Origin of the sequence: Comamonas sp. CMM03 (assembly GCF_019218715.1) — a bacterium.
Lineage (GTDB): Bacteria > Pseudomonadota > Gammaproteobacteria > Burkholderiales > Burkholderiaceae_C > Comamonas > Comamonas terrigena.
The window spans coordinates 655,678-682,498 of sequence record NZ_JAHUXB010000003.1; the positions used below are offsets into that span (position 1 = coordinate 655,678).

The following is a 26,821-nucleotide window of genomic DNA, read 5'->3' on the forward strand; positions in this document are numbered from 1 at the left end:
AGATATTTCGATTTCTTTCATCACTTGCTATATGACAACGCTTGACCAAGCTGTGGTTGCTTCCGAGCCGGCGCCGGCCCTCTCCCATGTGCTGCATGACATCAATGTCAGGCTGATCGGGCAGAACAAGTTCCTGCCGGCGCTGACCGAGCTCATGTGCCTGGCCAAGGACCATGTGATGAGTGCCCACCTGTGGGTAGCAATCGGTGTGGTTTATGTGCGGATGTCGAATTGGTCGGCTGCCATCGGGGCGCTGGAAACGGCGATTGCGCTGGATGAACGGGTGCCGGGCGCCCACCAGTTGCTGGCGCTGGCGGTGTTCAGCATTGGCCGGCGGGAGCAAGCCTGCCAAATGGTCGATGAGGCCTGCAAGCGCTCTTCGGAAAACAACGCCTGGCTGCTGCGTGCTTATATCCACGCCCATTCCTCCCGCAGCCCAGAACTGGCACTGAAGGTGGCTCAGGATTGGGGGCGCCGCTTTGCCGATCCGCTCACGCGCAAGGCCAAGCCCCTGGTGGTGCGGGATCGTAGTCCCCGGAAAAAACTAAAAATCGGTTACGTCACTGCCGATTTCCGAGAGCATTCGGTGGCGTTCTTTATGTTGCCGGTACTGAAATTTCATAATCAGGATGAGTATGAAATTCATGTGTACTCCAACGGACCTTGGGACCATTACACGCCGCAGCTGCGGATGCATGTCCGGTATTGGGAAGACGTGATGGCGCTTTCTGACAAGGAGCTCCATCAAAAAATCCGGGATGATGAAATCGATGTGCTGGTCGATTTGTCAGGCTTTACACATGGGCACAGGTTGGGAGTGTTCGCGCAGAGAGCGGCTCCTGTCCAGGTGACATGGGTGGGCTATATCCAGCCATTGGGCATGAAGGCGATGGACTACCGCCTGGTGGCTTCGGGTTTGGTCCACCCTTCCCTCGCTCCTTATTACTCCGAGACCCTGTTTCAACTGCAGGCATCAGCCTGCTACGAGCCGCCCTCCTACTCGCCCTTGTGCGAAGTCCCGCCGATGGTGCGCAATGGCTATCCGACGCTGGTGTCGCCCAATAGCTCGGCCAAGATTACCGACCAGATGTTGCGGCTGTGGGCCCGTATTCTCCATGAGCGCACGGATGCACGGCTCATCATCATGGTCAAGGAGGGGGATGCCGATGCCGCACAGGCCGATATGCAGCCGCGTGTGGAAGCGGCGGGATTTCCGCTGGACCGGGTATCGGTGATGCACCAACAGCCACTGCACCATTTCATGGAAGTGGGGCATATTGCCGACATCATGCTGGATACGGCTCCCATATCCGGCGGTACGACCACCTTGCATTCCTTGTGGATGGGGATGCCTGTCGTTACCCTGGACGCTGAACGGGGGGTGGACGCCTGCAGTGCCTATGTGCTGCGTGAGTTGGGGCTGGAGGCGGAGATTGCACAGACCGAAGAGGAGTATGTGCAGATTGCCATGCGTTTGATGGCTGACCCGGAGCGGTTGTACGTACAGCGTGAAAACATTCGCGCACATATGGGCTCCAGCATTTTCATGGACTACGCCGCTTATGCGGCCGACGTGGAGAAAAGCTTCCGCATCATGTGGCTCAACTGGTTGCGCGGAGACAAGCGCGATTTGAGCCTGGATGTGGACGTCGACGCCGAGATGGCCCTTGCCGAAGGACGTGCCCCATGACTGCGGCGCATGCCGTTCCCACAGGAGTAGATATGCCTGAGCCAATTCCTCTGCTGGTGCCTTGTGTGCCCGCACCGCATGAGCTTCTTCCTTGGCTGGAGCGCATGCATGCTGCGCGCCATTACTCCAATTTCGGGCCATTGGTGTGCGAGCTGGAAGCGACATTTGCAACGCAATTTCAAGTCGCGGGCGCACAGGTCACCACAGTCGCCAATGCCACCCTGGGGTTGGAGCTGGTGCTGCAGGCCCTGGATCTTCCTGCAGGGTCGCGGATTTTGCTGCCGTCCTTCACTTTTGTCGCAACGGCCACCGCCGTGCTGCGTGCAGGCCATGTCCCTGTGTTGGCCGATGTGGATGCAGACAGCTGGATGCTGACCCCTGATATTGCCAGTGCCGCCCATGCCTCCATGCCGGTCGCTGCGGTGGTGCCTGTGGCGACCTTTGGCATGCCGCATGACATGCAGGCATGGCAGCAGTTTGAAGCGCAGACCGGTTTGCCCGTGGTGATCGACGCCGCTGCTGCCTACGGAAGCCAGTGGTTGCACAACGGAGAGGGTACGCTGGTTTTCAGCCTCCACACCACGAAAAGCATGCCGGCGATCGAAGGCGGCCTGGTGGTTTCCTCCCGACCTGGGCTTACGACCAAGGTGCGGCAGCTTTCCAATTTCGGTATCAACCTGGAGCCGACGGCAGGGGTGCCTGTCGGCACATTGGCCGGCGCAGGAACCAATGCCAAGATGAGCGAGTACCATGCTGCGGTAGGCTTGGCTTCGCTGCAGCAGTGGGAGCGCCATGCGCAGGATCGCAAGGCGCTCCAGGCCGATTTAATGCAATTCCTGAACCAGTGCAGCGGTCACAACCTGCAGTGGCAGGGCGATGGTACGGGTGGGCCGCTGAAGGCGCCCACATTGTTGTGCCCGCGGCTGCCCAGCGCACACATTCGCAGCCAACTGGAGCAGATCTGCGCACAGGAAAAAATCACCGTGCGCCGGTGGTACCAGCCTTTGCTGGAGCATATGCCGGCACTGCATTCGCGTTGTCTGGCACTGCCGACGCCCGTGGCCCACCAACTGGCCGATACCTTGCTGGGATTGCCCTTCTTCTTAGGGATGACGGCAGCACAGCGTGAACGCGTGGGCAATGCCGTGGCCCGTGTGCAGTGGTCGCGGCCTGCAGGGCGCCTGACGGCATGCGTTGCCCACCCCGTACCGTTGGCCGCGTGATGCCTAGCGGCTGCCGCGCTCGCACACCAGCATGATGCTGGAACAGAGATCGGGGTACTGCTGGCCAAGCTGGTAGCAGCCTTCCAGGTATTCCTTGGAAATAATGTCGGTTTGCAACAGGCGGTCCCACTGGAAGTTGGCCAGAGCCTTGAAGAAGATGCCCGACCGATGGACGACACGCAGTCCGGCGCGAGAGGCGTCGCGCTCCAGCGTATCCAGCGCGTAGGTAATCCGGTGGCCGTGCTCGGCTTCGGCCGGGGTCACTGCCGCATTGTGCGAGATCAGCCCCATCTTGACGGCAATCTGGCGCGAGGGCGCATTGGCATTGGGGCAGACCAGGAAAAACCGCCCTGTTTCACTGAGCCATTCATGGTTCACCCGCTGCAAGACCTGGACCGGATCATCGAGGTGTTCCAGTACATGGGTCATCACGATATTGTCGTACTGGCGTGGCAGGTCGATATTTTCAAACATGCCCTCGAATTGCTGGATCCGATTTCCCAGACGCTCTTGGGCAATCGCAATTGCATCGGAGGATGCCTCCACGCAGGTCACATCCTCAAAATGCTGCAGCAGGCGCTCGGTAAATTGCCCCTGGTAGCTACCGAGTTCAAGGAGATTGCCCTTCTTGAAATAGGGCGAGAAAGCCTTGATCATGTAAGGGTGCATGACATCAAAGTCAAAGCTGTACGCATATTTCTCATGCGTCGCATTGTTCTTGTCATTCAACTCACGGTTGTAATCGCGCACATTCGTCATTTTCAATTCTCCAGTACAGCCAGGCCAAATCCTCGACGGCCAAATTCATTGCCGTTGTAGATGAGGTATATTTTCCCATCGCATTCGAAAAGATGTGGGTAGCACTGCATTTCTGAATCCCAGCCTTCGTCGGAAAGATCAATGCCAGCATTGGCATCGTCACGCACCCAGTGGATCAGATCCAAGGAGTACGCGTAACCCAGGCGATAGCCGCGGCCGCTCTCCTTGCGAAAGCCATGGGCTTCGCGGTAACAGAAATACATATGGTATTTCCCCGCATGAAATATCACGGTGGGCAGCGCCTGGCATTCATTTTCATCCAGCTTGGATTCAATGATGTGTTTTCCGTCTCGGTTCCAATGCAGTCCGTCGGGTGAGGTGGCCTGCGCTATTTTGTAGACGCGTTCATGTTGGCCGCTGTCAGCAAACTTCAGCCATTTCGTGCCATAGATGTACCACATGTAGAAGGTATCACCGTAGCGCTGCACAAAGGCATCTGCGACCAGAAACGGCTCATGCAGTGTCGCTGCAACAATGGGGCCGCCCAGCCCAATGCGCGAAAAAGTCTGCCCCTCATCATGGCTGATGGCTAATCCGATGGCCGCGTCGACAGGAACGGATGATTTACGGTTGCATCCCGTGGTGTAGGCAAGAACACGGTCTCCATCCTTTAATACATTGAATGGAAAAATACCATGCTCATCGAAGCACCCCAACTTCCCCAGTGGGATGACGGTATGCTGTGAGGTGCCAATAATATCCTTCATGTCCCGAGAGAAATCCACATATGCCACATGGCTGAGGTATTTTCCCGATGCATCCTTCTCCCTGGTGGAATAATAAATGCGGACCCTGTCCTGCAGAACAAGAGATTGCGGAGCTTGCGAAAATTCAACGCAGTTGTTGGGTATTTGATGCTCGACGGGATCAAATATTTTCCCTAGTTTTTTCCAGCGCATGCTTAACTCCAGATGCTTTGTTTGTCGAGAACGGCCAATCCAAAGCCTGAGCGCCCCATGCCATTGCCTTGGTACAGCATGTAGATGGACCCATCCAGTTCGAACACATGGGGATAGTTGATCATTTCAGAATCCCAGCCTTCGTTGGATAGCGGGATATCGATCAGATCGTCATTCCGTGTCCAGGTTTCCATATCTGGCGACGAGGCATAACCTATGCGATAGCCGCCTTCACGGGATGTGTAGTTGTAGATGTCGCGATAGGAGAAAAACATGTGGTATTTGCCATCGCGGTATATCACATCAGGGCATGCCTGACATTCATGCTCCCCCAGTTTGTTGGGGATCAGGTCGCGGCCCACCTTGTTCCATTGAATACCGTCAGTGGATGTGGCCATGCGTATCTTATAAATAGGCTCTTTTTTGCTGTTTTCTGTGATTCGCCATTCTTTACCGGCGACATACCATAACTGCCATTGCCCCTCGAAGCGGCGAATACGTGGGCTGCCCAATAAAAAAGGCTCGTCCGGTGTGTAGGGGAGGACTGGGCCTTCGCCGAGGCGGTGAAAGCTGTCGCCGCCATCCTGGCTGACGGCCAGGCCAATGGTGGCATTGAACGGGACGGACTCGCAACGCGAAATCCCAGCGTAGTAAGCGCGTATTTCGTTTTGGTGGGAAATGACGGAAACCGGGTAAGTGCCGTGCTCGTCAAAGGTCCCTACCTTGCCCAGTTCCAGTACGGGGGTTGCACTGATCTTGAGAATGTTCAGAAGATTTTTTCTGTCCAAATCAAGATAGGCGATGTGGCTTTGGTATTTCCCGTCGGCACTGGGTGCGGGGCGTGTGCAAAAGAATACCCGGACCGTATGCGGATTGATTATGGTAGCTGGAGATTGTGCAAACTCGTGCATCCAAGCCGGAGATGCCATGCATTGCGGATCAAATATCCTGCCTAGTTTCTTCCAGTGAAACATATTTCAATATTCTCTCTGATTGTGTGAATGGCGGAAATCAGGATAGTCGGTGGTACTTCAGCATGGCACTGACATCTTGAACAGGGTTGAACATCAGTACGTCGACGATACTCAGCCAAGGCACAAAATCGTGATGGTTCTGAGGGTAAGGATGCAGTTCAGATTGGATGAACTTCAATTGTATTCCGCGGGCTTCGAATGCATCCCGGGAATACAATTCCACGCCTCCAATGGGATTGATATAGGTGGTGGCGTGGGTGGCTTGGCACATCGCCAAGACCCTGTCCTGTGATTTCAGGTCGTGATCAATAGGCAGAGCCGATGAATCCTGTATGCGTGTCGGAATTCCTATATGCTTGCATACGGCCGTGATGGAGTTTTTCAAGAAATAAAAAAGATTGCTGGAGTCATACAAAAGAATATCTTGAATGAGTGCAATGGTTTCTTGAAAATAAGGTGCTTTGCCATAAGCTCCTATGAACTGATTGAGCAGCTTCTTCCTGTCGAAGCTCTCAGATAATTCACGATGCACAATGTCCAGTGCATCGGAGTCTTTGCGCAAAGGCAAGGAGAAGGTGGCGGCCTCTCCATTGGAGAGCAGTCGGTTTCTATTGATCCAGCCTTTTTTGGTGTATTTGATGTTGTCGTAGACAATAAACTCATCCACGGCCGCGATGAGCTGAAAATATCCAATATATGGAAGAAAGTACGGCTGCATGATTCCCAGTGTCATGCCGCCCACATGCTGGAGATGGGGCATGCCAGGGCGAGAAGAGGCGCTGTCAGGCATTCAGGTGCACCCTATGGCTATGGAAGTCATAGAACTATTTTTCTTGCAGTACATAAACGCCAAGCCAGGAAGCCGTGACCCCGCATCGTCCTCTGGAAAAGCGCCACATGCCATCCAGTGCTGCAACGGTGCAACGGGTGAGAAAGGGCATGAGTCCTGTTTTTTTATAGAAAGAGCGCCAGTATCGAGGACGGTATGGATCTTTGAAGAAATAAATATCTTCTAACTGCAGGAGCTTGATTTCCTGGTAAGAATTGGGCATGCCTGTTGCACCAAATGCGTGGCGAAAACTCTGCGGGAGATACGGGCGGATATGGGTGAAGTCATGATAAAACCTCTCGCCGTGGGTGGGGCTGAGGACAATGAGCTTCCCGTGGGGCGATAATTTTTGGCAAAGCTTGGGAATGAGCCCATGCAGTTCATCTGGCGAGAGGTGCTCTATCAGGTGGCTGAGGAATATGATGTCGTACGGTGGAGTGTCGGTGCTGAAAAAGTATTCAGGGTCGTAGGCCGATTGACCTTTTTGCACGGCACGTTGAATATATTCAGGATTGATATCGACGCCGCTTGCATCCATGCCAAGGCTGCAAAACAGATCCAGAAATTTCCCTGTGCCACATCCGTAGTCCAGGATGCGCAATGTGGCGGATCCTTGCTTCTTGAAATCGTGCATCAACTGGGTGACGCGTGCGAATTCAAGGCTCTGATAGTGGGCCGGCGTGCGGAGGTTCATCGTGTGCTGCCTGGAACCAGCTGCTTGATCAGCAAACCGTGGCCGTTGAGGTTGTGGACGAAAAATGCATCCAGCTGATTCCGGGCAATGGAATTCACAAAATCCGTAATGCCCTCACAGCCGAAGAAGCCATAATCATCAAATACCACCACACCGCCAGGCTGGACTCTTGGCCAAATGACATCAAATGCCTCACTGGCGGAGCCGCGCGTGTCCACATCGATGTGAGCGAGGCTGATTTCTTTGGGGAGTTGATCGAATGTGTGGTCCGGGAATATGCCAGGATAAATGTCGCACTCCAGTTGCATGCTGCTGAACAGCGATTCGACCAAATTCTGGTGCGTATCAGAATGCTCGTTGCCGGTGTAAAGCGTGTCGTGCTGCGTGTCTGATTTGGCGACACCGGTAAATGTGTCGAAAAGCGCGATGCGCTTTTGCGCGCCAGCCGCCAGCAAGGCGCCTGTACCTCCCCGCCATACACCGATTTCCACCAGATCGCCAGGGATGTGAGCGCATTGCCTTGCCAGTGTGTACAGCTCGTGGCAACGGTAAATGTCCACCATGGTGTGGCCCTTCACACGCTCGTGCAAGGCTGAAAAAACGGAATCATCCAGCCATGGTGAATAGCTGGCATATGGGATGACTTGGGTATGTGTCAACCCTGCTTTCAGTGAAGAAAATTTGGTTTTTCTCAGGCGATCCAGTACATCTTTGCGTTCCTGACGCAGAACGGCAAGAAACTCTTCAGGACGGGTAAAAAGCTCAGACATAGGATCAATTAATTGATGAAAAATTCCAGTGCATCCACATCCAGAACGGGGATTGCCTGCTTCTTGGCGACGTCAAGCCGCTCCAGGAAGGCGTTGTCGATGAAAATGGAATGCGGCTCGATGAAGTCTGCTTTGGATTCTTCATTCTGGAGATGAATGATTTTCTTGAACAGACTGGGCGGAATATGTGTGCGCTGCAGCGTCGTTTCCACATCGCCTGCGTGGCGGGTGATGAGGAAAATCTCTTTTCCCTTGGCGTGTTCTTGATACACAAAGGCCATGGCACGCGGAACGGCGGCACCATCAATGATCAAGGTGTCATCGAGATCGATGAAGATCTTGTCGTAATGGAATTCCAAACGGGCCTTGGTGGTGATATTGCGATCGATCACTTGGACAAAGCGGTGATCGAGCGTCTGCAATCTGCGGCCCATGAAGTCCTGTACCGCCATCAAAGGCAGGTTGACACCCCGGGCACGGGCTGCGGCCGTGGTGCTGGCAACGCGGCAGGAGACTTCCAGCAACTTCCAGTGTCCTGACAGATCCTTTTTGACTTGAAAGAACCAGGGGCCGCGCATGGACAGCCGTGCGTTGATGCCGTGGGCAATCTCACGCAGTTCTGCACTGGCCTCCAGTAGCTCGGAGCGCATGGTGATGCCGGCTCGCACACGCTCTCGGGTGCGTGGCCCGATCCAGATCAGTTCCTTGGTGAAGCTGGTGAAGCAGTCGACAGAAAGTTCTTGCCCCGGGAGATATTCCACCAGCAAAGGGTCTTCGATCCTCGCCATTGCGGCCTTGGCCTCGGAGGCCGTGTGGGCAATGCTGAAGCCTTGTCCACCTTGCCCGCAATCGGGCTTGATGGCCGCGGGCCAATGTGCTACATCGGCGGGGTCGGCGTAGACCGAGGGGGTGGCTGGCAGGTCTGCGAGGGCCTGGTAGGTCAGGCTCTTGCGGCGGGTGACACGGCTGGTATCCGGATCGCCGTTGACCAGGTGAAAACCCATGGTCGCGGCACGCTCCGACAAATAGGTGTGCACGGTGTCATGGGTGGCAAATACCAGATCTATTTGGAGATCTGAGAGCAGCTGGCTCCAGGCCGCATCAAATGCTGGGTCTGCAATATTGGGGAGATCGCCAAAATAGTTGGCGAATAGAAATCGTCCATGGTCGTCAATACTGGATGCGCCATATAAATCGACGTGGAGCGAGTAACGAAGCGCTTGGTGTATTTCAGATGCACCCTCTGAGCCACAAGGAAAAACAAGTACACGGATTTTTTTCATGGTTCAGAGTGCATCCATTTGCATCCCATGAGATTCAACTTCCAATGGTTTGGGCACTGGTAAAAATAAACCGCAATGCCCAGCAATCACGCTGAGAACATTGCGGCCTAGGCATCCAATCTCAGAGAAGGATTGCTTGCTTTTTATTTTTGCAGCAATTGCAGAACGTTCTGCGGGATCTGGTTGGCTTGCGACACCATGGCAGTGCCCGCTTGCTGCAGGATCTGGGTGCGGCTCAGATTGGCTGTTTCCTTGGCGAAGTCGGCATCCATGATACGGCCGCGGGCAGCGGACAGATTTTCGACCTGGATGTCGATGTTGTTCACTGCGTTTTCGAAGCGGGTCTGCACCGCACCCAGGGTAGCGCGTGCGCCATTGACCTGATCGACGGCGCTGTCGATCTTCTTCAGGGCCACCCAGGCGCCGGCTTGGGTGGTGACATCGATTTGTTCGATGCCCTTGTCGTTGATGACCGACGTTGCCGCGGCCGTGCCGCCTGCCATGTCGAAGTCTGCCTTGACGATGCCTGTCGCTGCGGCAGAGAAATTCGCAGACAGAGTGACTGCCACGGGTTCGCCGTTGGAGTCCAGCTTGCCGGACATCAATTCCACCTTGTAGGTTTCCGTGCCCTCGATCTTGGTCAGGTAGGCGGTCACGCCGGTGTCGGCCGTCTTGTTGTTGATGGCCGTCACCACCTGGCCCAGGCGCTCTTGCGGATTCTGGGCGGCCTTGATCGTTTCCAGGGTGACGGTGGTCGCATTCGGAGCAGTTCCCACCGTGATGGAGGCGAAGTCTGCAGCGCTCGCGGTGGCAGGGTTTGCCGGGATGGAGGTGCTGATGTCGGTGATGGAGGCCAGATCCACGACCGAGTTCGTGGCGGCGTAAGACGTGGTGGACAGCTGCGAAGCGCGGGTGTCTGCCAGTGCGCCCAGGGTCACGTTGTCACCGGAGTTGGCGCCCACTTGGAACACGGCGCCTGCAAACGAGCCGTCCAGAATCTTCTGGCCGTTGAAGTTGGTCTGCTTGGCCACACGGTCAATTTCAGCCGACAGCTGGCTGACTTCGGCCTGCAGGGCCTTGCGGTCGCTGTCGCTGTTGGTGGCGTTGGAGGCTTGCACGGCCAGCTCACGCATGCGCTGCAGCATATCGCCCACCTTGCCCAGCGCACCTTCTGCCGTCTGTGCCAGCGAGATGCCGTCGTTGGCATTGCGCGAGGCCACGCTCAGGCCGCGGACCTGGGTGTTCATGCGTTCGGCGATGGCCAGACCGGCGGCATCGTCCTTGGCGCTGTTGACACGCAGGCCTGAGGACAGACGTTGCATGGTGGTGTTCAGCGAGCTACCCGAGAGGGTCAGGTTTCGCTGCGCATTGATCGAAGCAATATTGGTGTTGATAGTTGCGGCCATTGCTGTTCCTCTAGTGAAAGGGCGGGTTGCATCGCATCGCTACTGAAACCGTGGGCACAAATAAGCGACAGGCAACGCTAGCGATGGGGGAATTCTTCTATGGAGGGCGGCTCGGTATAGCGGGAATAAACGCAGCAATCACCGCGCTTCTCGGTCTTTCGTGGCGGAGGCGGGGCAGAAGAGGGGGCGGGGGCTCTAGAGGGAGCAAAGCGGCCTTCGCAGGCGGATGCGAAAAAAAGCTAAAGAAATTTCCAGGGGGCCCGATAACAGTTTTGTACGGAGCAAGCACGCAGCCTCAAGGGGGTGCAAAGGTCCACAGAGACAACCGCAAGCACCGGCAAAAGCAAACGTTCATCAACTATCGCCTGGATAAAAGGAATCGCATCATGGCCATGACCATCAACACCAACACCGTTTCGATCAACGCCCAACGCAACCTGGGCCTGTCCGGCAGCTCGCTCGGCACCGCCATGCAACGTCTGTCCTCGGGCCTGCGTGTCAACAGCGCCAAGGACGATGCCGCCGGTCTGGCCATTTCCCAGCGTATGAGCACCCAGGTGCGTGGCCTGACCGTGGCTGCCCGCAATGCCAACGACGGCATCTCGCTGGCCCAGACGGCTGAAGGTGCACTGGGCAAGGTGGGTGACATGCTGCAGCGTATGCGTGACCTGGCTGTGCAGTCCAGCAACGCGACCAACAGCAAGAGCGACCGCGAAGCCCTGCAGGCCGAGCTGAGCCAACTGCGTGACGAAGTGGATCGCGTGGCCAAGACCACGACCTTCAACGGCGCCAAGCTGCTGGACGGCAGCTTCACCGGCGGCGTGTTCCAGGTGGGTGCTAATTCCGGCGACAACATCACCGTGGGTGCCCTGAGCAACACCAAGGTGACCGAGCTGGGCAATTCGGTGTACGGCTCCGGCTCCACCACTGCAGCGACCGCAGAGGCTCTGCAAACCACCTTGGCGGGTAACGGTACGGTTGCTGCCGCAGACGTGACGATTGGTATCCGAGGTGCCGATTCGACCACGGTGCACACAATCACCATCAAGGCCGATGCCAACATGACCAAGGAGCAGGCGCTGGGCAAGACGATCGAGGCGATCAACTCCAAGACGGCTGACACCGGCGTGACGGCTTTCCTGGAAGAGGATGCTGCTGGTGTCATGCAGATCCAGATCCGTGCGACCGCGGAACAGGCTGGTAATGCCACGGGCGTTGCCATCACCTACAGCACGGGGACCAATGTGACCGGTACCGGTGCGAACTTGGTGGCCGCTGCAAGCGTGACCGATGCAGGCGACAAGGGTATCGACCAGCTGGACATCAGCACCCAGTCGGGCTCTTGGGAAGCGCTGCAGCGTATCGACGGTGCCATCGACTCCGTGAGTTCCGCCCGGGCCGGTCTGGGTGCCATCCAGACCCGCTTTGAGAAGTCGATCGAGAACATCGAGTCGATGAACGAAAACCTGACAGCTGCCCGTGGTCGCATCATCGATGCCGACTTCGCCAGCGAAACCGCTGCCCTGAGCCGCGCTCAGATCCTGCAGCAAGCGGGTACCGCCATGGTGTCCCAGGCCAACCAGCTGCCCCAGCAAGTGCTGAGCCTGCTGAAGTAAGAGGCACCGTACCCAGGGACACGCGAACCGCGGAACTCTGGGTACAGCGTTTGAATGAATAACCCCGTGCCCTGCACTCCCCTCTCTCGCAGGGCATGGATCCGGAATTACGGGCAGACCAACTGCCTGAAAACAAGGTGTCAATCGTTCTTGGGCTTGAGCAAGTGAGACCGTTTGGCGCTATCCATCACTGTGTGAGCGTTAGAAAAGAAGGGGAAATCAAATGGCAATGACCATTAACACCAATGTTGTGTCCATCAATGCACAACGTAACCTGGGTCTGTCTGGCAATTCGCTGTCGACCTCCATGCAACGCCTGTCCTCGGGTCTGCGTGTGAACAGTGCCAAGGACGATGCCGCTGGTCTGGCCATCTCCGAACGCATGAGCACCCAGGTTCGTGGCCTGACCGTGGCTGCCCGCAATGCCAACGACGGCATCTCGCTGGCACAAACCGCAGAAGGTGCGCTGGGCAAGGTGGGCGACATGCTGCAGCGTATGCGTGACCTGGCTGTTCAGTCCAGCAACGCCACCAACAGCAAGAGCGACCGCGAAGCCCTGCAGGCCGAGCTGAGCCAGCTGCGTGACGAAGTGGACCGTGTGGCCAAGACCACGACCTTCAACGGCGCCAAGCTGTTGGACGGCAGCTTCACCGGCGGCGTGTTCCAGGTGGGTGCCAACTCCGGCGACAACATCACCGTGGGTGCCCTGAACAACACCAAGGTGACCGAGCTGGGCAATTCCATCTACGGTTCCGGTGCGACGGCCGCTACGGCGACCGATGCCCTGCAGACCATCCTGGCTGGTGGCGGCACTGTGGCTGCTGCAGACGTGACCATCGGTATCCGTGGCGCCAATTCGACCGCCGTGCAGACTGTCACGATCAAGGCCGATGCCAACATGACCAAGGAACAGGCTCTGGGCAAGGCGATCGAAGCGATCAACTCCAAGACTGCTGACACCGGCGTGACGGCTTTCCTGGAGGAAGATGCCGCTGGCGTGAAGCAGATCCAACTGCGTGCGACCGAAGACACCTCGGGAACCGCTACGGCCGTGGCAGTCACCTACAGCTCGGGCACCAACACGACCGGTACGGGCAACAACCTGGTGGCCGCTGGTACCCTGACGGAAGCCGGCGACAAGGGCATCGACCAGATCGACATCAGCACCCAGTCGGGTTCTTGGGAAGCCATGCAGCGTCTGGACAAGGCCATTGACAGCGTGAGCTCTGCACGTGGCCAGCTGGGCGCCCTGCAGACCCGCTTCGAGAAGGCTGTCGAAAACATCGACATCCAGAACGAAAACGTGACGGCTGCCCGTGGTCGCATCATCGATGCCGACTTCGCTTCCGAAACTGCCAACCTGAGCCGCGCTCAGATCCTGCAACAAGCCGGTACCGCCATGGTGGCCCAGGCCAACCAGCTGCCGCAGAACGTGCTGAGCCTGCTGCGTTAATCAGCCAGGCAGCAGCCATGACCTGTGATGGGCCATGGTTGCTGGCTGAATGAAAGTTTGCTTTGATGACCGCCATGGATTCATGGCGGTCTTTTTTTTGGCCAGCTGGGGCTGGCCGGTGCGTATGGCTCTTGTGGTGCCGGGATCCGACAAACGGCAGTCGAAGGCCCTCAACTATCGGAAAAACCGGCCGATATCTCAAATAGGCAAGGTGTAGGGGCTGCGGGTCAGACGTACTGTCCGGTGCTCTCCGTTTAATTCGGCCTTTTGTATTCCGGCAAGAGGTTACACAATACGGGCAGTTTCAGATCTGTGCAGACCGGCACGGATCAGCAAGGAGTATGCAATATGGGCGTTTCATCCGTAGGTATCGGCAGCGGGCTGAAGGTTGACGAGATCGTCTCTCAGCTGGTGGAGCTCGAGAAAAAACCACTGGAAACGCTGCAGTCGAAGGCGGAAATCATCAGCGCCAAGATCTCGTCCTATGGGCAGATCAAGTCGCTGATGGATGACCTCAATACCGCCGCCCGGGATTTGACCCTGGACCGCACCTGGGGTGCTTCCAAGGTGTCGTCCTCCGGTTCTGCTGCCACGGGTGCCATGACTGGGCTGGCCGCCGCCGGCTCCTACAACGTCAATGTGCTGCAGCTCGCGCAGAGCCAGACCTCGGTGACCGCCAAGCTGGCCAAGGGCGCCACGATGGACGTGTCGGGGGTCATGCGTTTCAAGATTGGTAACCTGGAAACCAAGACCTTTGACCTGACCATCAATGCTTCGGATTCGCTGCAGAACGTGGCGGACAAGATCAACGGCGATACCAATATCAGCAAGTCCGTCGTGGCCACGGTTATCAAGGACAGCTCGGGCAAAGAGCAGCTGATGATCCGTTCGCGGGAAACCGGCCTGGACAGCAAGTTTGAGGTCAGCTTAGGCTCGGGCGTCGATGCCAATGGCGACTTGGAGGCGTTTGGTGCGTTGGATACCGGCAATCTGGTGACATTGGCGGGCGCAGGTGGCGTCACGACCACGCAGGCCGCCAAGAACGCCGAGATGGAACTCAACGGTGTGAAGCTGGAGTCGAACACCAACACCTTTGCCGAGACCATCCCGGGTCTGTCGATCTCGGTATCGGCAGTGGGAACCTCGCTGCTGACGATCGCGCCTGACAAGGATGCGGTGCAGGCCAGCATCCAGAAATTTGTGGATGCCTACAACGCGGTGAACGATCTGCTGTCGCAGTCGACCAAGAGCGTGCGTACCGCGGATGGCAAGACGGATGACGCCGCCATCAAGGATGGCAGCGGATTGCTGCAGGGAGATAGCAGCACGGTGAGCCTGCAGAACTCCTTGCGGATGATGCTGCAGCGCGTTTCCAGCAACGCGACAGGGGCCTACACGCGCCTGTCCGAAGTCGGCATGCAGATGCAGCAGGGCGGCAAGCTGACCGTGGATACGGAAAAGATGACTGCCGCGCTGAAAGATGTGGATTCGCTCAAGAGCCTGTTCACTGCCAAGGCCGATGCGCAGGGCGCGGGCGGCGGGGTGGCCACCAATTACAAGACGTTCACCGACGAGCTGCTGGCTTGGGAGGGGACGCTCAACAACAAGACCGACGCCTTGCAAAAACAGCTGGATAACAACGGTGACCAGCAGGACAAGGTGAATGCCCGGGCTTCGACGCTTGAGACCCGTCTGCGTGCACAGTACAGCGCGCTGGATGTGAAGATGGCATCGCTCAACGCTTTGGACTCCTACGTCAGCCAGATGGTGACGACGTGGAACAAGTCGAGTGATTGAGTTGGCTGGGCCAGCGGTTTTATTGCCAACAAATTAGGCGCACAAGGAATTACATGTTTTCGTCCACAGGTTTCAGCAAAGCGAATGCCTACCGCCAGGTAGGGGTGCACTCCGGCGTTGAAGATGCCTCCCCGCATATGCTGATTCAGATGCTGTTCGATGGCCTGTTCCAGTCGCTGAATGCGGCGCGTGGCGCCATAGAGCGAGGGGATATCGAGGAGAAGGGGCAGCTTATCTCCCGGTCCGTCCGCATCCTGCAGGAAGGGTTGATCATGGGCCTGGACATGGAAAAAGGCGGCGAACTGGCTGCAAATCTGCGCTTGCTCTATGACTACTGTGTGGCACAGTTGACCAAGGCCAATCTGCGCAGCGATGCCTCGCTGGTGGAAGAGGTGATCGGTGTTTTGCAGCCTGTGGCACAGGGATGGAAAGAAATTGGTTCTCAGGTGGATACAGTCGCACGTGGAGACTGAGATGGAGATGCAGTTGTTGGATTACTACAAAGCAATCGAAGCGAAGAGCGCAGACATGCTGCAAGCAGCCCAGTCTCATGATTGGGATGCGGTGGTCGACTGCGAAAAAGCCTGTGGCGTGCTGATCAATGAACTGCGTGTCCAGGCTGAGCAGAACGTGCTGTCCGTCGTGGAGCGCAAGGAAAAGACGCGCATCATGCAGCGCATTCTGCGCAACGATGCGCAGATCCGCATCCTGGCCGAGCCTTGGTTGGCGCAGCTGGACCATCTGGGCAAGGTGCCGGCATCGGTGATGCACTGAGATCCTGTTTGATTCGACGAGCCGCAAGGCCCGCATGCCGAGAGGTCTGCGGGCCTTGTTGCATGGGCGCCAGGCTGGCTGTTGGTGGCCAGCTGCCGGAAGAGGTGGTGGAATGTCGGCTGATGAATTGGCGAATTGGTGTGCCGCGGGATGCCAGGGTGTGTGGCTGGGGTCAATAGCTGCGTGTTCTTTGCAGTGCGGCTTCCTGTGCCGCCACATCCGGGCTTTGGAAGATGCCTGTCCTTGGGTAGTCGGGATGGTGCAGTGCAGCAGGCGTTTTCCAAGGACAAAAAAAAGCCACAGATTGCTCCGTGGCTACTTGAAGTGTGAACTGTGAAGAGGAAAGGGGTGAATGCATGCGGTCGGCATGCATTCGAATGGGGTTATTACACCTGCATGTTCATTACATCGGTGTAGGCCTGGACCAGGCGATTGCGTACGTGTAGCGTGGCCTGGAAGCCGATTTGTGCTTTTTGCATGGCCACCATGGTTTCTTCCAGGCTGACCGACGGATTTTCCAGCTGCACTTCTTTTTGCAGGTGGGAAGAATGGTTCTGCGAGGCGCTGACTGAGCGCAGCGCGCTTTCCAGCTCCGTGCTGAAGCCGTTGCCCTGGGCTTCGGCCTTTTGCAGAGGTTTGGTCAGGCGGGCGGTCAGATCGCCGCCGGCAGAGACGGGTGAGGTCGCGCTATGAAGACGGAGGTCCATGGTGGGTTCCTGATGGTGACTTGAAGATGGGGCAATCGTAGGCGGGTAGGGAAAGTGCATCTGGGGGAATAAAGCGGGAAAGCCGCGCCTTATTGGGGGAACGCCGGCGGGGGGATTTCGCATACTCGGCACCACGTTGGGCTCCGTGTCGGGCCCGCACTTTCTGTTTGTGGAAGAACCCATGTCCGCTGTCGCACAAGTCCCTGTTGCCGAGAACCCGCCTCCCGCAGTCACGCAGGCGCCTGCCAGTTGGCAGCAGCGCATCAGCGACATGGACCGCGGCCAGCGCCTGCGCTGGGGTGCGGTTGCCGCTGTGGCCGTGGCCGCTGTGGCTGCGGCCTTCTTCTTCAGCCGCCAGCCGGATTACCGGGTGCTGTTCTCCAACCTCAGCGACAAGGATGGCGGCGCCATCGTGGCGCAGCTGGCGGGCATGAACGTGCCTTACAAGTACACCGAAGGCGGTGGCGCCATCATGATTCCGGCCGACCGCGTGCATGACGTGCGCCTGAAGCTGGCCACGCAAGGCCTGCCCAAGGGTTCGGTGTCGGGCTTTGAGATCATGGAGGGCAGCAAGTTCGGCATCACCCAGTTCCAGGAGCGTGTGAACTACCAGCGCGCGCTGGAAGGCGAGCTGACACGTTCCATCCAAGGCCTGTCGGCGGTGCAGAACGCCCGTGTGCACCTGGCCCTGCCCAACCAGAATGGTTTTTTCCGTGAGCAGCAAAAGCCTTCGGCTTCGGTGCTGCTGACGTTGTACCCCGGCCGTGTGCTGGACCGCACCCAGATTGCGGGCATCGTGCATCTGGTCTCGTCCAGCGTACCGGAGCTGCTGCCCACGGCGGTCAGCGTGCTGGATGACAGCGGCAAGTTGCTGTCGCAGGCACCGGATGGCAAGGACAGCCCGGTCGATCTGCAGCAGCTGATGTTCCAGCAGCAGCTGGAAAAGCAATACACCCAACGCATTCTGGACATCCTGGAGCCCGTGGTGGGCAAGGGCAATGTCAAAGCCCAGGTGACGGCCGAGCTGGACTTCTCGCAGTCCGAGTCCACCACCGAGCAGCACAACCCCAACCAGGGCCAGGCTCCCAGTGCGGTGCGCAGCCAGCAGGTGGTGGAAAGCACCGGTGAGCAAAAGCCCCAGCCACCGACTGGCGTGCCCGGCGCCACCAGCAACCAGCCGCCCCAGCAGAACCAGGCGCCGATCAACAGCAACAATGCTCCGGTGCTGCAGGCTGCCAATGGCACGCAAAAGGCCGATTTCATGACCATCCCCGGCAGCAAGCGCGAGTCGGTGACCAATTTTGAAGTGGACAAGACCGTCAGGGTCACCCGCAACAGCACCGGTGGCATCAAGCGCATGACGGCCGCAGTGGTGGTCAATTACCTGCCCGTGGCGGCCGCCGAAGGCGAAGGTGCTGCGGCACCGAAGGCGCTGCCGGCAGAGCAGCAGGCCCAGATGCTGGCCCTGGTGCGCGAGACCATTGGCTACAACGCCGATCGCGGGGACTCCGTCAACCTGATGAACGCACCTTTCCGTGTGGAAAAGGTGAATGTTGAAAACCTCCCGCTGTGGCGCCAGCCTGAAACCATTGAGCTGGCCAAGACCCTGGCCTGGCCTGTGGGTCTGGGTGTGGCCGCTGCCGTGGTCCTGCTGGGTCTGCTGCTGCGCCGCCGCAAGCAGAAGAAGCAGGAAGCGACTGCCGTGGATCTGCTGGCTGCCGAAGAGCTGGAACGCCCCGCATTGGCCGCGCCGCTGAAGCCGGGAGAGCCTTCGCCCGAGCAGATTCGACTCGAGCAGGCGCGTGCCCTGGCCAAGCAGAACCCGATTGCGGTGGCCAACATCGTCAAGACCTGGATCAGCGGCGAGGCGTCCTGAAGCGACTCCTTGATTCCACACCACATACAAAGAGAATCTTATGGATGACCGTGGCCTGAACGACGCCGCCATTTTGTTGATGTCCCTGGGCGAGGAGGAGGCGGCCGAGGTGTTCAAACACCTGTCTCCCAAGGAAGTGCAGAAGCTGGGTGAAACCATTGCCCGCATGCGCGCCGTGTCCAAGGAAAAAGTGGATTTCGTGATCGCCCGCTTCACGGACGATTGCGCAGCCCAAAGCCTGCTGGTGGAAGATGCCAGCGGCTATGTGAAGTCGGTGCTCCGGCGCGCGCTGGGCGACGACAAGGCCGCCCTGCTGCTGGACCGTATCCTGCAGGGTGGCGACGTCTCGGGCATTGAAAGCCTGAAGTGGATGGACCCGGTGTCCGTGGCCGAACTGCTGCGCAACGAACACCCGCAGATCGTGGCGGCCATCCTGGTCCACCTGGAGCATGAACAGGCGGCGGCCGTGCTGATGCAGTTGCCCGAACGCCTGCGCAGTGAAGTGATGCTGCGTGTGGCCACGCTGGAAGGTATCCAGCCCTCGGCCCTGAAGGACCTGAACGAGGTGCTCTACAAGGTGCTGGCAGGTGGCGACAAGATCCGCAAGACATCGCTGGGCGGTGTGAAGACCGCTGCCGAAATCATCAACCAGCTGGGCGGCAATGCCGATGTGGCGGTGCTGGACACCATCCGCAACTACGACGCCGACCTGGCGCAGAAGATCATGGACAAGATGTTCGTGTTCGACGACCTGGTCAAGCTGGATGACCGCTCGCTGCAGCTGGTGCTGCGCGAAGTGCCGTCCGAGACCCTGATCGTGTCGCTCAAGGGCGGCTCGATGGAGGTGCGCGACAAGATTCTGGCGAATATGTCCATGCGTGCTTCGGCAGCCCTCAAGGAAGACCTGGAGTCCCGCGGCCCCATGCGCCTGTCGGAAGTGGAAGCGCAGCAGAAGGAAATCCTGAAGGTGGTGCGCCGTCTGGCCGAAGAAAACCAGATCACCATCGGCGGCGGTGCCGAAGACAGCTTCGTGTGAGGACGTGGTCATGACAAGTTCCACCCACCACTACGCACGTTTCATCCCCAGCGAAGAGATCGATGCCCAGTCTGTGCGCCACTGGCAGTTCGGCGATGTGCAGAAATCCGCGCCGGGCGCGGCGCTGCAGCCCCTGCACGAGCTGGCCACGCTGACGGACCTGCTGCCACCCCCTGCCCCGCAAGGCATGGCGGCGCAGGCACTGGCCGAAGACGCGGTGGTGGCGGAAGAGGAAAACGCCGTCCAGCTGCGCGAAGAAGAGGTGCATGCCCAGCTGGAGCAGGCACGCCAGGAGTCGCATGACGCAGGCTATGAGGCCGGCATGCAGGCTGGCCATGGACTGGGGCTGGAAGAGGGCAAGCAGCAAGCGGGCGCCGAATGGCAGCACCGTTTTGATGATTACATGGCCCAGCAAGGCCGCCAGGCGGCCGAACAGCTGCAGGCCGTGCTCCAGGCTGCACAGCGTGACGTGCAAGGCATGCAGCAGCACATGGCACCTGACGTGTTGCAACTGGCCTGCGACATTGCGCGCCAGGTGGTGCGGCAGGAGTTGCGCAGCAATCCCCAGGCCTTGCTGCCGGTGGTGCGTGAGGCGCTGGACATGATGTCGGCTGAATCCAAGCCCGCCACGGTGCGCCTGAATCCCCAGGATTGGGAGCGCCTGCAGGAGCCGCTGAAGGCCGCACACCCGCAACCCAAGATCGAATGGCTGGCGGATGCCAGCGTGAAGCCGGGCGACTGCCTGGTGGAAAGCGCTGGCGCACAAGTGGATGGCAGCCTGGAGCGCCGCTGGCAGCGTGCCGTGGCCGCGCTGGGTCTGGTGTCTACCTGGTACGACGGAGCACCTGCCCATGGCCAATGACACCGATATGCCCGTGGCCGATCAGTTGCAGCGGTTCTTGCAACTGGGCCGTGAGCGGCTCAAGCAGCCATTGCCGCTGCACAGCCACGGCACCCTCACCCGCTTGACGGGCCTGGTGCTGGAAGCGTCGGGCCTGCGCGTGCCGGTGGGCTCGCAATGCCATCTGCAGATGCCCGGGCAGGAACCGGTGCTGGCCGAGGTGGTGGGTTTTGCCGGCGATCGCGCTTTTCTGATGCCGGCGGGGGACATCCAGGGTCTGTCTTGCGGTGCGACCGTGACACCGGCCGAGCCCTATGTGCCGCCGTTGCAGCTGAGCGACACCGAAGTGCCGGTGCTGGCCAAAGGCGTGCTGCGGCTGCCCATGGGGGATGGCCTGCTGGGGCGGGTGGTGGATTCGCAAGGAGTTCCGCTGGACCATGCCGGACCGCTGGCGAATGTGCAGGCCGAGACCCTGGACCGCGAACCCATCAATGCCATGGAACGTGCCCCGGTGCGCGAAAGCCTGGACACCGGTGTGCGGGCCATCAACGCCCTGCTGACCGTGGGGCGAGGACAGCGTTTGGGTCTGTTCGCCGGTTCGGGCGTCGGCAAATCGGTGCTGCTGGGCATGATGGCCCGCTATACCAAGGCCGATGTCATCGTGGTGGGCTTGATCGGCGAACGGGGCCGCGAAGTCAAGGAATTCGTGGAAGATATTCTGGGTGCGCAGGACCGCTCGCGCGCCGTGGTGGTGGCCGCGCCGGCCGATGCGCCGCCGCTGCTGCGCATGCAGGGCGCCAATTACGCCACCGCCATTGCCGAGCATTTCCGTGACAAGGGCCAGCATGTGCTGCTGCTGATGGATTCGCTCACCCGCTACGCCCAGGCGCAGCGTGAGATTGCCTTGGCGATTGGCGAACCACCGGCCACCAAGGGCTATCCGCCGTCGTGTTTTGCCAAGCTGCCCGGCCTGGTGGAGCGCAGCGGCAACGGCCTGCATGGCGTGGGCTCGATCACGGCGTTCTATACCGTGCTGTCCGAAGGCGACGATCAGCAGGATCCCATTGCCGATGCGTCGCGCGCCATTCTGGACGGACACTTTGTGCTGTCGCGTGCGCTGGCGGAACAGGGGCATTACCCGGCCATCGACATCGAGCAATCCGCGTCGCGGGTCATGCACAACGTGGTCACGCGTGAGCACTTCGATCTAGCTAGGCGGTTTAGGGCTGTCTATTCCTGCTATCAAAAGAGTAGGGATTTGATACAAGTAGGGGCTTATATGAGTGGTTCCGATCCCGCGGTGGATGAAGCCATTCGACTGCAGCCCTCCATGGTGCAGTTTCTGCAGCAAACCATGTTTGAGGCGGCGCCCATGGAACAGAGTCTGGTGGACATGGCTGCGGTCCTGGAACAGCAGTGAGCAAATAAAGGGAGATGCTGATGTCATCACTTCACGCTTTGATGGTGGCCATTGAAATGGCCACGCGCAAACGCGATGAGGCCCGCCAGGCCTTGCGCGAGCGCCAGCGTGCGCATGCGGCTGCGCAGTCCCAGATGGAGCAGCTGGAAAGTTACACGGAAGAAATGCGCCAGCGCTGGGCGCCGCAGGAAGGTGCTGAACTGAAGCTGGAGGTGATGTACCACCACGAGCAGTTCATGGCACGGCTGCAGCATGCGATCGGCTTGCAGACCCGGGTGATGCAGGACCAGGCGATCCGCCTGGAGGCTGCCCAGAAGGCCCTGATGGCCACCGAGCTGCGCCTGTCCAGCCTGAACAAGGTGGTGGAGACGCGCCGCCGTGACATTGCCCTGGCGCAGCTGCGCCGGGAACAGAAGCAAACGGACGAGCGGGCTGCGCTGCAGTTCATCGGCCGCACTTTCGGCATGCAGTTCCAGGAGGCCTGAGCATGGAGACATTGCCATCCACACCGGCCGCCGGCAAACGCGCCACGGCCGCAGAAGGACTGGCGGCCCTGCAGCGCAAGCCACGGGCTGCAGAGGGTGACAGCAACAGCGCGGGGCAGACCTCTGCCGCCGGCTTTTCCCGGCTGCTGCAGGCTGCCGCACAACCGGAAGCCAGCGATGCGGCGTTGACGGACTTGGGCGCAACAGGGGCGGACCCCAGCCTGCGACTGGGGCTGCCGCAACCGGATGCTGCGGTGGAGGGAGATGCGACGTCCATGACCCTGATGGTGGGCGATGCGGCCTGGACGGTGCAAAGCCTGGTCGGGCAGACGGCCCGCATGGACCAGTCCGCCGATGTGGCGGTGCGCAATGGCTCCCACCTGCAGACGCGGATGGATGCGGGCGACCCCTTGGGGTTGATGCGCAGTGCGGCCCAGAGCGCGCTGGGTGCTGCGTCCCAGGTGCCGGTGGTGGCGCAGGGCGTGGCCCAGGCATTGGGTGGCGGCGTGATGCAGGCGGTGGCACAAGGCGATGTGGCCGGGGCTGCCGCATGGAATGCCGTCAGCGATACCACACAGTCCGTGGTGGATGCCATGGCCGATGCCGTGAAGTCTGACGACGGCGACGCGCTGTCACGCGGCGAGCGCGGCAGCGAAGGGCGTGTCAGCCTGCAAGGCCAATGGACGGCCACCGACCGCCAGGCACAGCCTGCCGAGGTGATGCAGCGCCTGCTGGGGCAGATGTCGCAATTTCTGTCGGCCACGGGCGCTACCGAGGCCGCGGGGCTGCGCCGTGCCGGCAGCAAATCGGTCGATGATGCGGCCGCTTCTGCCCAGGATGCTGCCGCCGTGCCTCCAGGCGCCGGGATTGGCGCTGGAACAGGGCGCTTGCAGGACAACGCTGTGGCGCAGGCCGCAGCCGGCCAGCAGGCGTCCAACGGAGATGCGCAGGGTGCGCAGGCCGAGCCGGACATGGCGTTCTGGATGAATTCCCGCCAGCAACGCGCCGAAGTGGTGCTGGACCGGGACGGCGCGCCGGTCCGCGTGCAGGTCACCATGGAAGGCAGTACCGCCCATGTGACGTTCCGCAGTGACGAGCAGGCCACCCGGTCCATGCTGGATGCCAGTGTGGCCCAGCTGCGTGACATGCTGGCCGCCCAGGGGGTGGAGCTGGCAGGGGTGCAGGTGGGGGCACAGGGCAGTGGCAGCTCGCAAGGCGGTTCCTCTGGTGCGCAGGAGGCTTTCATGCCCGAGGGCGCGCGCCGCGTGCGGTTGCCATCGCAGGCGGGGGCCGAGCAGACGCCCGGCCTGCAGCGTGCGGGCAGTGGCAGCCGCCAGGGGGTCGATATTTTTGCGTGAACGGCAAAAAACACGCTCTGTATACAAGAGCGAAGCCACCAGGGGCGCCGAGTGCGCCCCTTGTCACGTCTGCTGCACTGCAAGGCCATATCAGCCGGGATTCACGGCGGCGCGGGTGCTGCAATGCAACAAAAAAGACGGTTTTCTGCCCATTGGAGCGGAACACCGGGCGTGAGCGGCAGGGATTGGGCGATGTTTCGGCGCTTTATTCTGGCTATGATTTCGACCGTGCCCGGAATAATTGGCACCCAAAGGCCCGTATCAGGCCTGAGCCAGCGTAGTGCGGCGCCCTGTCCAATGGCCGGATCAGTCTGACAAATCAGGCTGTGAAGTCTGCGCAGGGCGATGTCACCCGCCGGCTCGGCGCCGGGCAGTCCCATTTTCCACGCAAGGAATCACACGTGTCCGCCACTTCTTCTGCAGCATCTCCTGGCAAAGAACCTGCCAAGAGCAAAAAACTGATCGTGATCGGTGCCGTTGTCGCTTTGCTGGTGATCGTCGCGGCCGCGCTGGGCCTGTTTCTGGTGAACAAGCAACGCCATGCCGCCGATGATGATGCGCAGGAGTCGAAAGCCGCCGCCGTGCTGGTGCCGACTTTCCTGCCCATGGAAAACATGGTCGTGAATCTGGCCGATACCGGCGGTGACCGCTTTGCGCAGATCGGCATCACGCTGGAGCTGCAGGATGAAAAGACCTCGGCCTCCGTCAAGCAGTACATGCCCAGCATCCGCAATGGGGTGTTGATGCTGGTGTCGCAGCGCACGGCCGAAGAGCTGCTGCGCCGCGAAGGCAAGGAAAAGCTGGCGGCCGACATCCTGGCCGAAGTCTCGCGTCCGCTGGGCGTGCGCCCAAGTGCCGCACGCGTCGAGCATGACGCCGACGATGGCGAGGAAGAAGAGCGTCCCCGTCGCCGTGCCAATCCGGTGCGCCGCGTGCTGTTCTCCAGCTTCATCATTCAGTAAGCAAGCGCGGGAGTACAGGGCATGAGTGATTCTTTTCTCTCGCAAGAGGAAGTTGACGCCCTTCTGGAAGGGGTGACCGGCGAGAGCCAGAAGTCAGACGCTGGCGACGTCGATGAAGCCAACGTACGCAACTACGACATCTCCAGCCAGGAACGCATCGTCCGCGGACGCATGCCGACCATGGAAATCGTGAACGAGCGTTTTGCGCGCAACTTCCGTATCGGCCTGTTCAACTTCATCCGCCGCAGCCCCGAAGTTTCGGTGGGCACGGTGAGCGTGCAGCGTTACAGCGCTTTCCTGCGCCGTCTGGCGGTGCCGACCAATTTCAACATCGTGGCCATCCGCCCCTTGCGCGGCAATGGCCTGGTGGTCTGCGATCCCTCGCTGGTGTTCGGCATCATCGATACGCTGTATGGCGGCGCAGGCCGTCTGCAGACCCGTATCGAGGGCCGCGATTTCTCCGCCACCGAGCAGCGTGTGATCAACCGCCTGGTGGATGTGATCTGCGAGGAATACAAAAAGGCCTGGCACGGCATCTATCCGCTGGAGCTGGCCTACCAGCGCTCGGAAATGCAGCCGCAGTTCGCGAACATCGCCACGCCCAGCGAAATCGTGGTGTCCACCGCGTTCCAGCTGGAAATCGGCGACATCTCCGGCTCCATCCACATGTGCTATCCGTATGCCACATTGGAGCCGATTCGCGACATCCTGTATTCGTCCACGCAGGGCGACTCCATGGAAGTGGACCGCCGCTGGGTCAAGGTGCTGACGCGGGAAATCCAGTCGGCCGAAGTGACGCTGGTGGCCGAGCTGGCCCGCGCCGATGCGACCGTGGAGCAGCTGCTGGCCATGAAGCCGGGCGACTTTATCGAATTGGACCGTGAGCCACGTATCAAGGCATCGATCGGCGGTGTGCCGGTGTTCGATTGCCAGTACGGGACTTACAACAACAAATACGCCATCCGCGTGGAGCAATGCCTGCGCGGGGTGGATGCAAACTGGACGGGAGATAAGAATGGCAACTGACCAAAATACCGATGCCGCAGGCGCGGGCGCAGGCGATGATCCGTTTGCCGATTGGGCCGAAGCACTGGGCGAACAGAAAAAGGTCGATGACCAGCAGTCCGTGCTGGATGCCGAACAAGGGGGGCCGCTGAGCGGCGAACCTGCTTTTGCCCGCGGCACGGAAGTGCCGGTCAACGACATCAACATGGTGCTGGACATCCCGGTCCAGCTGTCGGTGGAGCTGGGCCGCACCAAGGTGCCCATCAAATACATCCTGCAACTGGCCCAGGGGTCGGTGGTGGAACTGGACGCGCTGGCCGGTGAACCCATGGACGTGCTGGTCAATGGCTACCTGATCGCCCAGGGCGAAGTGGTGGTGGTGAACGACAAGTTCGGTATCCGCCTGACCGATGTGGTCACGCCGTCCGAACGCCTGCGCCGCGTCAGCCGTGGATAACTCGGCGACCGCGTCCGTCTCCAGCTTCCAGACCATTGCGGTGCTGGTGCTGTTCATCGCCGTGATGGCGGTGTTGCCCTGGTTGCTGCGCCGCTGGCAGCAGCGCCAGATGGTGGCGCGGGGCGGGCAGGGCGTGCAGACCCAGGTGCTGTCCACGGTGGCACTGTCCCCCGGCCAGCGCATTGTGGTGGTCGAGGTAGGCCAGGGCGGGCACAGCACGCGCCTGGTGCTGGGTGTCACGGCCCAGAACATCCACTGCCTGCATGTGCTGGGCAGCGCCGTGCCGGCGGGCGCAGCGGATGCGGCTGCGGCTTCCTCCGCCTCGTTTGCTGGCGCCATGGAACAACTTCAGCAGACCAGCAGCCAGCCGGCTGCCAGCACACACCCTTGAAGCCCGCGGCGGCGCAGCCTGCGCTGCCGGGTGCACAACCTGATTTCTTTCTGGAC

26 protein-coding genes are annotated in these 26,821 nt (G+C 59.7%); 17 read left to right on the forward strand and 9 right to left on the reverse strand.

Annotated elements, in window-relative coordinates:
• Positions 1-31: 31 nt before the first annotated feature.
• Together KW830_RS13760 and KW830_RS13765 are read left to right on the forward strand one after the other, a co-directional pair.
• Positions 32-1,690 carry a glycosyltransferase gene (locus KW830_RS13760; protein ID WP_218333448.1) on the forward strand — a complete coding sequence of 553 codons (1,659 nt, stop codon included), beginning with the start codon at positions 32-34 and terminating at the stop codon, positions 1,688-1,690.
• Entirely contained in the window at positions 1,597-2,913 is a 1,317-nt protein-coding gene (locus KW830_RS13765) for a DegT/DnrJ/EryC1/StrS aminotransferase family protein (protein ID WP_227657850.1), read from the forward strand. Before KW830_RS13760 ends, KW830_RS13765 begins: the two co-directional genes overlap by 94 nt.
• Positions 2,914-2,916: 3 nt before the next feature.
• Here the strand turns inward: KW830_RS13765 and KW830_RS13770 are convergent, their stop codons facing one another.
• The 8 genes from KW830_RS13770 to KW830_RS13805 form a co-directional block, all read right to left on the reverse strand.
• Positions 2,917-3,672 (reverse strand): bifunctional 2-polyprenyl-6-hydroxyphenol methylase/3-demethylubiquinol 3-O-methyltransferase UbiG, encoded by a 756-nt coding sequence (locus KW830_RS13770; protein WP_066541739.1) that lies wholly within the window; start codon positions 3,670-3,672, stop codon positions 2,917-2,919.
• 2 nt (positions 3,673-3,674) lie between these two features.
• A complete protein-coding gene (locus KW830_RS13775; RefSeq protein WP_066541742.1) occupies positions 3,675-4,631 on the reverse strand; it encodes a hypothetical protein in 957 nt (318 codons plus the stop codon).
• 2 nt (positions 4,632-4,633) lie between these two features.
• Positions 4,634-5,605: a glycosylase gene (locus KW830_RS13780; protein WP_066541743.1), complete on the reverse strand. Its 972-nt coding sequence runs from the start codon at positions 5,603-5,605 to the stop codon at positions 4,634-4,636.
• Between the two features lie 37 nt (positions 5,606-5,642).
• The gene (locus tag KW830_RS13785; RefSeq protein WP_218333449.1) at positions 5,643-6,395 is read right to left on the reverse strand and encodes a WbqC family protein; all 753 of its coding nucleotides are present in this window, start codon (positions 6,393-6,395) and stop codon (positions 5,643-5,645) included.
• A gap of 34 nt (positions 6,396-6,429) precedes the next feature.
• Positions 6,430-7,128, reverse strand: coding sequence for a bifunctional 2-polyprenyl-6-hydroxyphenol methylase/3-demethylubiquinol 3-O-methyltransferase UbiG (locus KW830_RS13790; RefSeq protein ID WP_218333450.1), 699 nt, complete (start codon positions 7,126-7,128; stop codon positions 6,430-6,432).
• Positions 7,125-7,898, reverse strand: a complete 774-nt coding sequence (locus KW830_RS13795; protein WP_218333451.1) for a TylF/MycF/NovP-related O-methyltransferase — start codon at positions 7,896-7,898, stop codon at positions 7,125-7,127. Before KW830_RS13795 ends, KW830_RS13790 begins: the two co-directional genes overlap by 4 nt.
• A gap of 8 nt (positions 7,899-7,906) precedes the next feature.
• Positions 7,907-9,181 (reverse strand): ATP-grasp domain-containing protein, encoded by a 1,275-nt coding sequence (locus tag KW830_RS13800; RefSeq protein ID WP_218333452.1) that lies wholly within the window; start codon positions 9,179-9,181, stop codon positions 7,907-7,909.
• Positions 9,182-9,324: 143 nt separating this feature from the next.
• Entirely contained in the window at positions 9,325-10,587 is a 1,263-nt protein-coding gene (locus tag KW830_RS13805) for a flagellin (RefSeq protein WP_066541748.1), read from the reverse strand.
• A gap of 386 nt (positions 10,588-10,973) precedes the next feature.
• Here KW830_RS13805 and KW830_RS13810 point away from each other — a divergent pair, with 386 nt between their 5' ends.
• From KW830_RS13810 to KW830_RS13830, 5 genes are all read left to right on the forward strand, one after another.
• Positions 10,974-12,203 (forward strand): flagellin, encoded by a 1,230-nt coding sequence (locus KW830_RS13810; RefSeq protein WP_066541750.1) that lies wholly within the window; start codon positions 10,974-10,976, stop codon positions 12,201-12,203.
• A 223-nt stretch (positions 12,204-12,426) separates the two neighbouring features.
• Complete coding sequence (locus KW830_RS13815; protein ID WP_066541751.1) at positions 12,427-13,656, forward strand: flagellin; 1,230 nt, start codon at positions 12,427-12,429, stop codon at positions 13,654-13,656.
• 348 nt (positions 13,657-14,004) lie between these two features.
• The gene (gene fliD / locus KW830_RS13820; RefSeq protein ID WP_218333453.1) at positions 14,005-15,453 is read left to right on the forward strand and encodes a flagellar filament capping protein FliD; all 1,449 of its coding nucleotides are present in this window, start codon (positions 14,005-14,007) and stop codon (positions 15,451-15,453) included.
• Between the two features lie 53 nt (positions 15,454-15,506).
• Positions 15,507-15,926, forward strand: coding sequence for a flagellar export chaperone FliS (gene fliS / locus KW830_RS13825; protein WP_218333454.1), 420 nt, complete (start codon positions 15,507-15,509; stop codon positions 15,924-15,926).
• A gap of 1 nt (position 15,927) precedes the next feature.
• Entirely contained in the window at positions 15,928-16,227 is a 300-nt protein-coding gene (locus KW830_RS13830) for a flagellar protein FliT (protein ID WP_218333455.1), read from the forward strand.
• A gap of 386 nt (positions 16,228-16,613) precedes the next feature.
• On the opposite strand, the gene fliE is transcribed toward KW830_RS13830, so the two are convergent.
• A complete protein-coding gene (fliE, locus tag KW830_RS13835; protein WP_066541758.1) occupies positions 16,614-16,934 on the reverse strand; it encodes a flagellar hook-basal body complex protein FliE in 321 nt (106 codons plus the stop codon).
• 181 nt (positions 16,935-17,115) lie between these two features.
• Between fliE and fliF the strand changes: the two genes are divergently transcribed.
• From fliF to KW830_RS13885, 10 genes are all read left to right on the forward strand, one after another.
• A complete protein-coding gene (gene fliF / locus KW830_RS13840) occupies positions 17,116-18,810 on the forward strand; it encodes a flagellar basal-body MS-ring/collar protein FliF (protein ID WP_066541824.1) in 1,695 nt (564 codons plus the stop codon).
• A gap of 40 nt (positions 18,811-18,850) precedes the next feature.
• Entirely contained in the window at positions 18,851-19,846 is a 996-nt protein-coding gene (fliG, locus tag KW830_RS13845; protein WP_066541760.1) for a flagellar motor switch protein FliG, read from the forward strand.
• 10 nt (positions 19,847-19,856) lie between these two features.
• The gene (locus tag KW830_RS13850) at positions 19,857-20,708 is read left to right on the forward strand and encodes a FliH/SctL family protein (RefSeq protein ID WP_218333456.1); all 852 of its coding nucleotides are present in this window, start codon (positions 19,857-19,859) and stop codon (positions 20,706-20,708) included.
• Positions 20,709-20,715: 7 nt separating this feature from the next.
• Positions 20,716-22,107 (forward strand): flagellar protein export ATPase FliI, encoded by a 1,392-nt coding sequence (gene fliI / locus KW830_RS13855; RefSeq protein WP_066541826.1) that lies wholly within the window; start codon positions 20,716-20,718, stop codon positions 22,105-22,107.
• 20 nt (positions 22,108-22,127) lie between these two features.
• Complete coding sequence (gene fliJ, locus KW830_RS13860) at positions 22,128-22,592, forward strand: flagellar export protein FliJ (RefSeq protein WP_066541831.1); 465 nt, start codon at positions 22,128-22,130, stop codon at positions 22,590-22,592.
• 2 nt (positions 22,593-22,594) lie between these two features.
• The gene (locus KW830_RS13865; RefSeq protein WP_218333457.1) at positions 22,595-23,950 is read left to right on the forward strand and encodes a flagellar hook-length control protein FliK; all 1,356 of its coding nucleotides are present in this window, start codon (positions 22,595-22,597) and stop codon (positions 23,948-23,950) included.
• Between the two features lie 401 nt (positions 23,951-24,351).
• Positions 24,352-24,912 carry a flagellar basal body-associated protein FliL gene (gene fliL, locus KW830_RS13870; protein ID WP_066541832.1) on the forward strand — a complete coding sequence of 187 codons (561 nt, stop codon included), beginning with the start codon at positions 24,352-24,354 and terminating at the stop codon, positions 24,910-24,912.
• Positions 24,913-24,933: 21 nt separating this feature from the next.
• Complete coding sequence (fliM, locus tag KW830_RS13875; RefSeq protein WP_066541766.1) at positions 24,934-25,938, forward strand: flagellar motor switch protein FliM; 1,005 nt, start codon at positions 24,934-24,936, stop codon at positions 25,936-25,938.
• On the forward strand, positions 25,928-26,374 hold the full coding sequence (fliN, locus tag KW830_RS13880) for a flagellar motor switch protein FliN (protein ID WP_066541768.1): 447 nt from the start codon (positions 25,928-25,930) through the stop codon (positions 26,372-26,374). Before fliM ends, fliN begins: the two co-directional genes overlap by 11 nt.
• Complete coding sequence (locus tag KW830_RS13885; protein WP_370626130.1) at positions 26,367-26,765, forward strand: FliO/MopB family protein; 399 nt, start codon at positions 26,367-26,369, stop codon at positions 26,763-26,765. Before fliN ends, KW830_RS13885 begins: the two co-directional genes overlap by 8 nt.
• Positions 26,766-26,821 lie beyond the last annotated feature (56 nt).

Excerpts from the sequence above, each read along its gene's own strand:
- KW830_RS13760 (WP_218333448.1), top strand. The coding sequence starts at position 32 with ATGACAACGCTTGACCAAGCTGTGGTTGCTTCCGAGCCGGCGCCGGCC.
- KW830_RS13770 (WP_066541739.1), bottom strand. The coding sequence starts at position 3,672 with ATGACGAATGTGCGCGATTACAACCGTGAGTTGAATGACAAGAACAAT.
- KW830_RS13775 (WP_066541742.1), bottom strand. The coding sequence starts at position 4,631 with ATGCGCTGGAAAAAACTAGGGAAAATATTTGATCCCGTCGAGCATCAA.
- KW830_RS13780 (WP_066541743.1), bottom strand. The coding sequence starts at position 5,605 with ATGTTTCACTGGAAGAAACTAGGCAGGATATTTGATCCGCAATGCATG.
- KW830_RS13785 (WP_218333449.1), bottom strand. The coding sequence starts at position 6,395 with ATGCCTGACAGCGCCTCTTCTCGCCCTGGCATGCCCCATCTCCAGCAT.
- KW830_RS13790 (WP_218333450.1), bottom strand. The coding sequence starts at position 7,128 with ATGAACCTCCGCACGCCGGCCCACTATCAGAGCCTTGAATTCGCACGC.
- KW830_RS13795 (WP_218333451.1), bottom strand. The coding sequence starts at position 7,898 with ATGTCTGAGCTTTTTACCCGTCCTGAAGAGTTTCTTGCCGTTCTGCGT.
- KW830_RS13800 (WP_218333452.1), bottom strand. The coding sequence starts at position 9,181 with ATGAAAAAAATCCGTGTACTTGTTTTTCCTTGTGGCTCAGAGGGTGCA.
- KW830_RS13805 (WP_066541748.1), bottom strand. The coding sequence starts at position 10,587 with ATGGCCGCAACTATCAACACCAATATTGCTTCGATCAATGCGCAGCGA.
- KW830_RS13810 (WP_066541750.1), top strand. The coding sequence starts at position 10,974 with ATGGCCATGACCATCAACACCAACACCGTTTCGATCAACGCCCAACGC.
- KW830_RS13815 (WP_066541751.1), top strand. The coding sequence starts at position 12,427 with ATGGCAATGACCATTAACACCAATGTTGTGTCCATCAATGCACAACGT.
- fliD (WP_218333453.1), top strand. The coding sequence starts at position 14,005 with ATGGGCGTTTCATCCGTAGGTATCGGCAGCGGGCTGAAGGTTGACGAG.
- fliS (WP_218333454.1), top strand. The coding sequence starts at position 15,507 with ATGTTTTCGTCCACAGGTTTCAGCAAAGCGAATGCCTACCGCCAGGTA.
- KW830_RS13830 (WP_218333455.1), top strand. The coding sequence starts at position 15,928 with ATGGAGATGCAGTTGTTGGATTACTACAAAGCAATCGAAGCGAAGAGC.
- fliE (WP_066541758.1), bottom strand. The coding sequence starts at position 16,934 with ATGGACCTCCGTCTTCATAGCGCGACCTCACCCGTCTCTGCCGGCGGC.
- fliF (WP_066541824.1), top strand. The coding sequence starts at position 17,116 with ATGTCCGCTGTCGCACAAGTCCCTGTTGCCGAGAACCCGCCTCCCGCA.
- fliG (WP_066541760.1), top strand. The coding sequence starts at position 18,851 with ATGGATGACCGTGGCCTGAACGACGCCGCCATTTTGTTGATGTCCCTG.
- KW830_RS13850 (WP_218333456.1), top strand. The coding sequence starts at position 19,857 with ATGACAAGTTCCACCCACCACTACGCACGTTTCATCCCCAGCGAAGAG.
- fliI (WP_066541826.1), top strand. The coding sequence starts at position 20,716 with ATGCCCGTGGCCGATCAGTTGCAGCGGTTCTTGCAACTGGGCCGTGAG.
- fliJ (WP_066541831.1), top strand. The coding sequence starts at position 22,128 with ATGTCATCACTTCACGCTTTGATGGTGGCCATTGAAATGGCCACGCGC.
- KW830_RS13865 (WP_218333457.1), top strand. The coding sequence starts at position 22,595 with ATGGAGACATTGCCATCCACACCGGCCGCCGGCAAACGCGCCACGGCC.
- fliM (WP_066541766.1), top strand. The coding sequence starts at position 24,934 with ATGAGTGATTCTTTTCTCTCGCAAGAGGAAGTTGACGCCCTTCTGGAA.
- fliN (WP_066541768.1), top strand. The coding sequence starts at position 25,928 with ATGGCAACTGACCAAAATACCGATGCCGCAGGCGCGGGCGCAGGCGAT.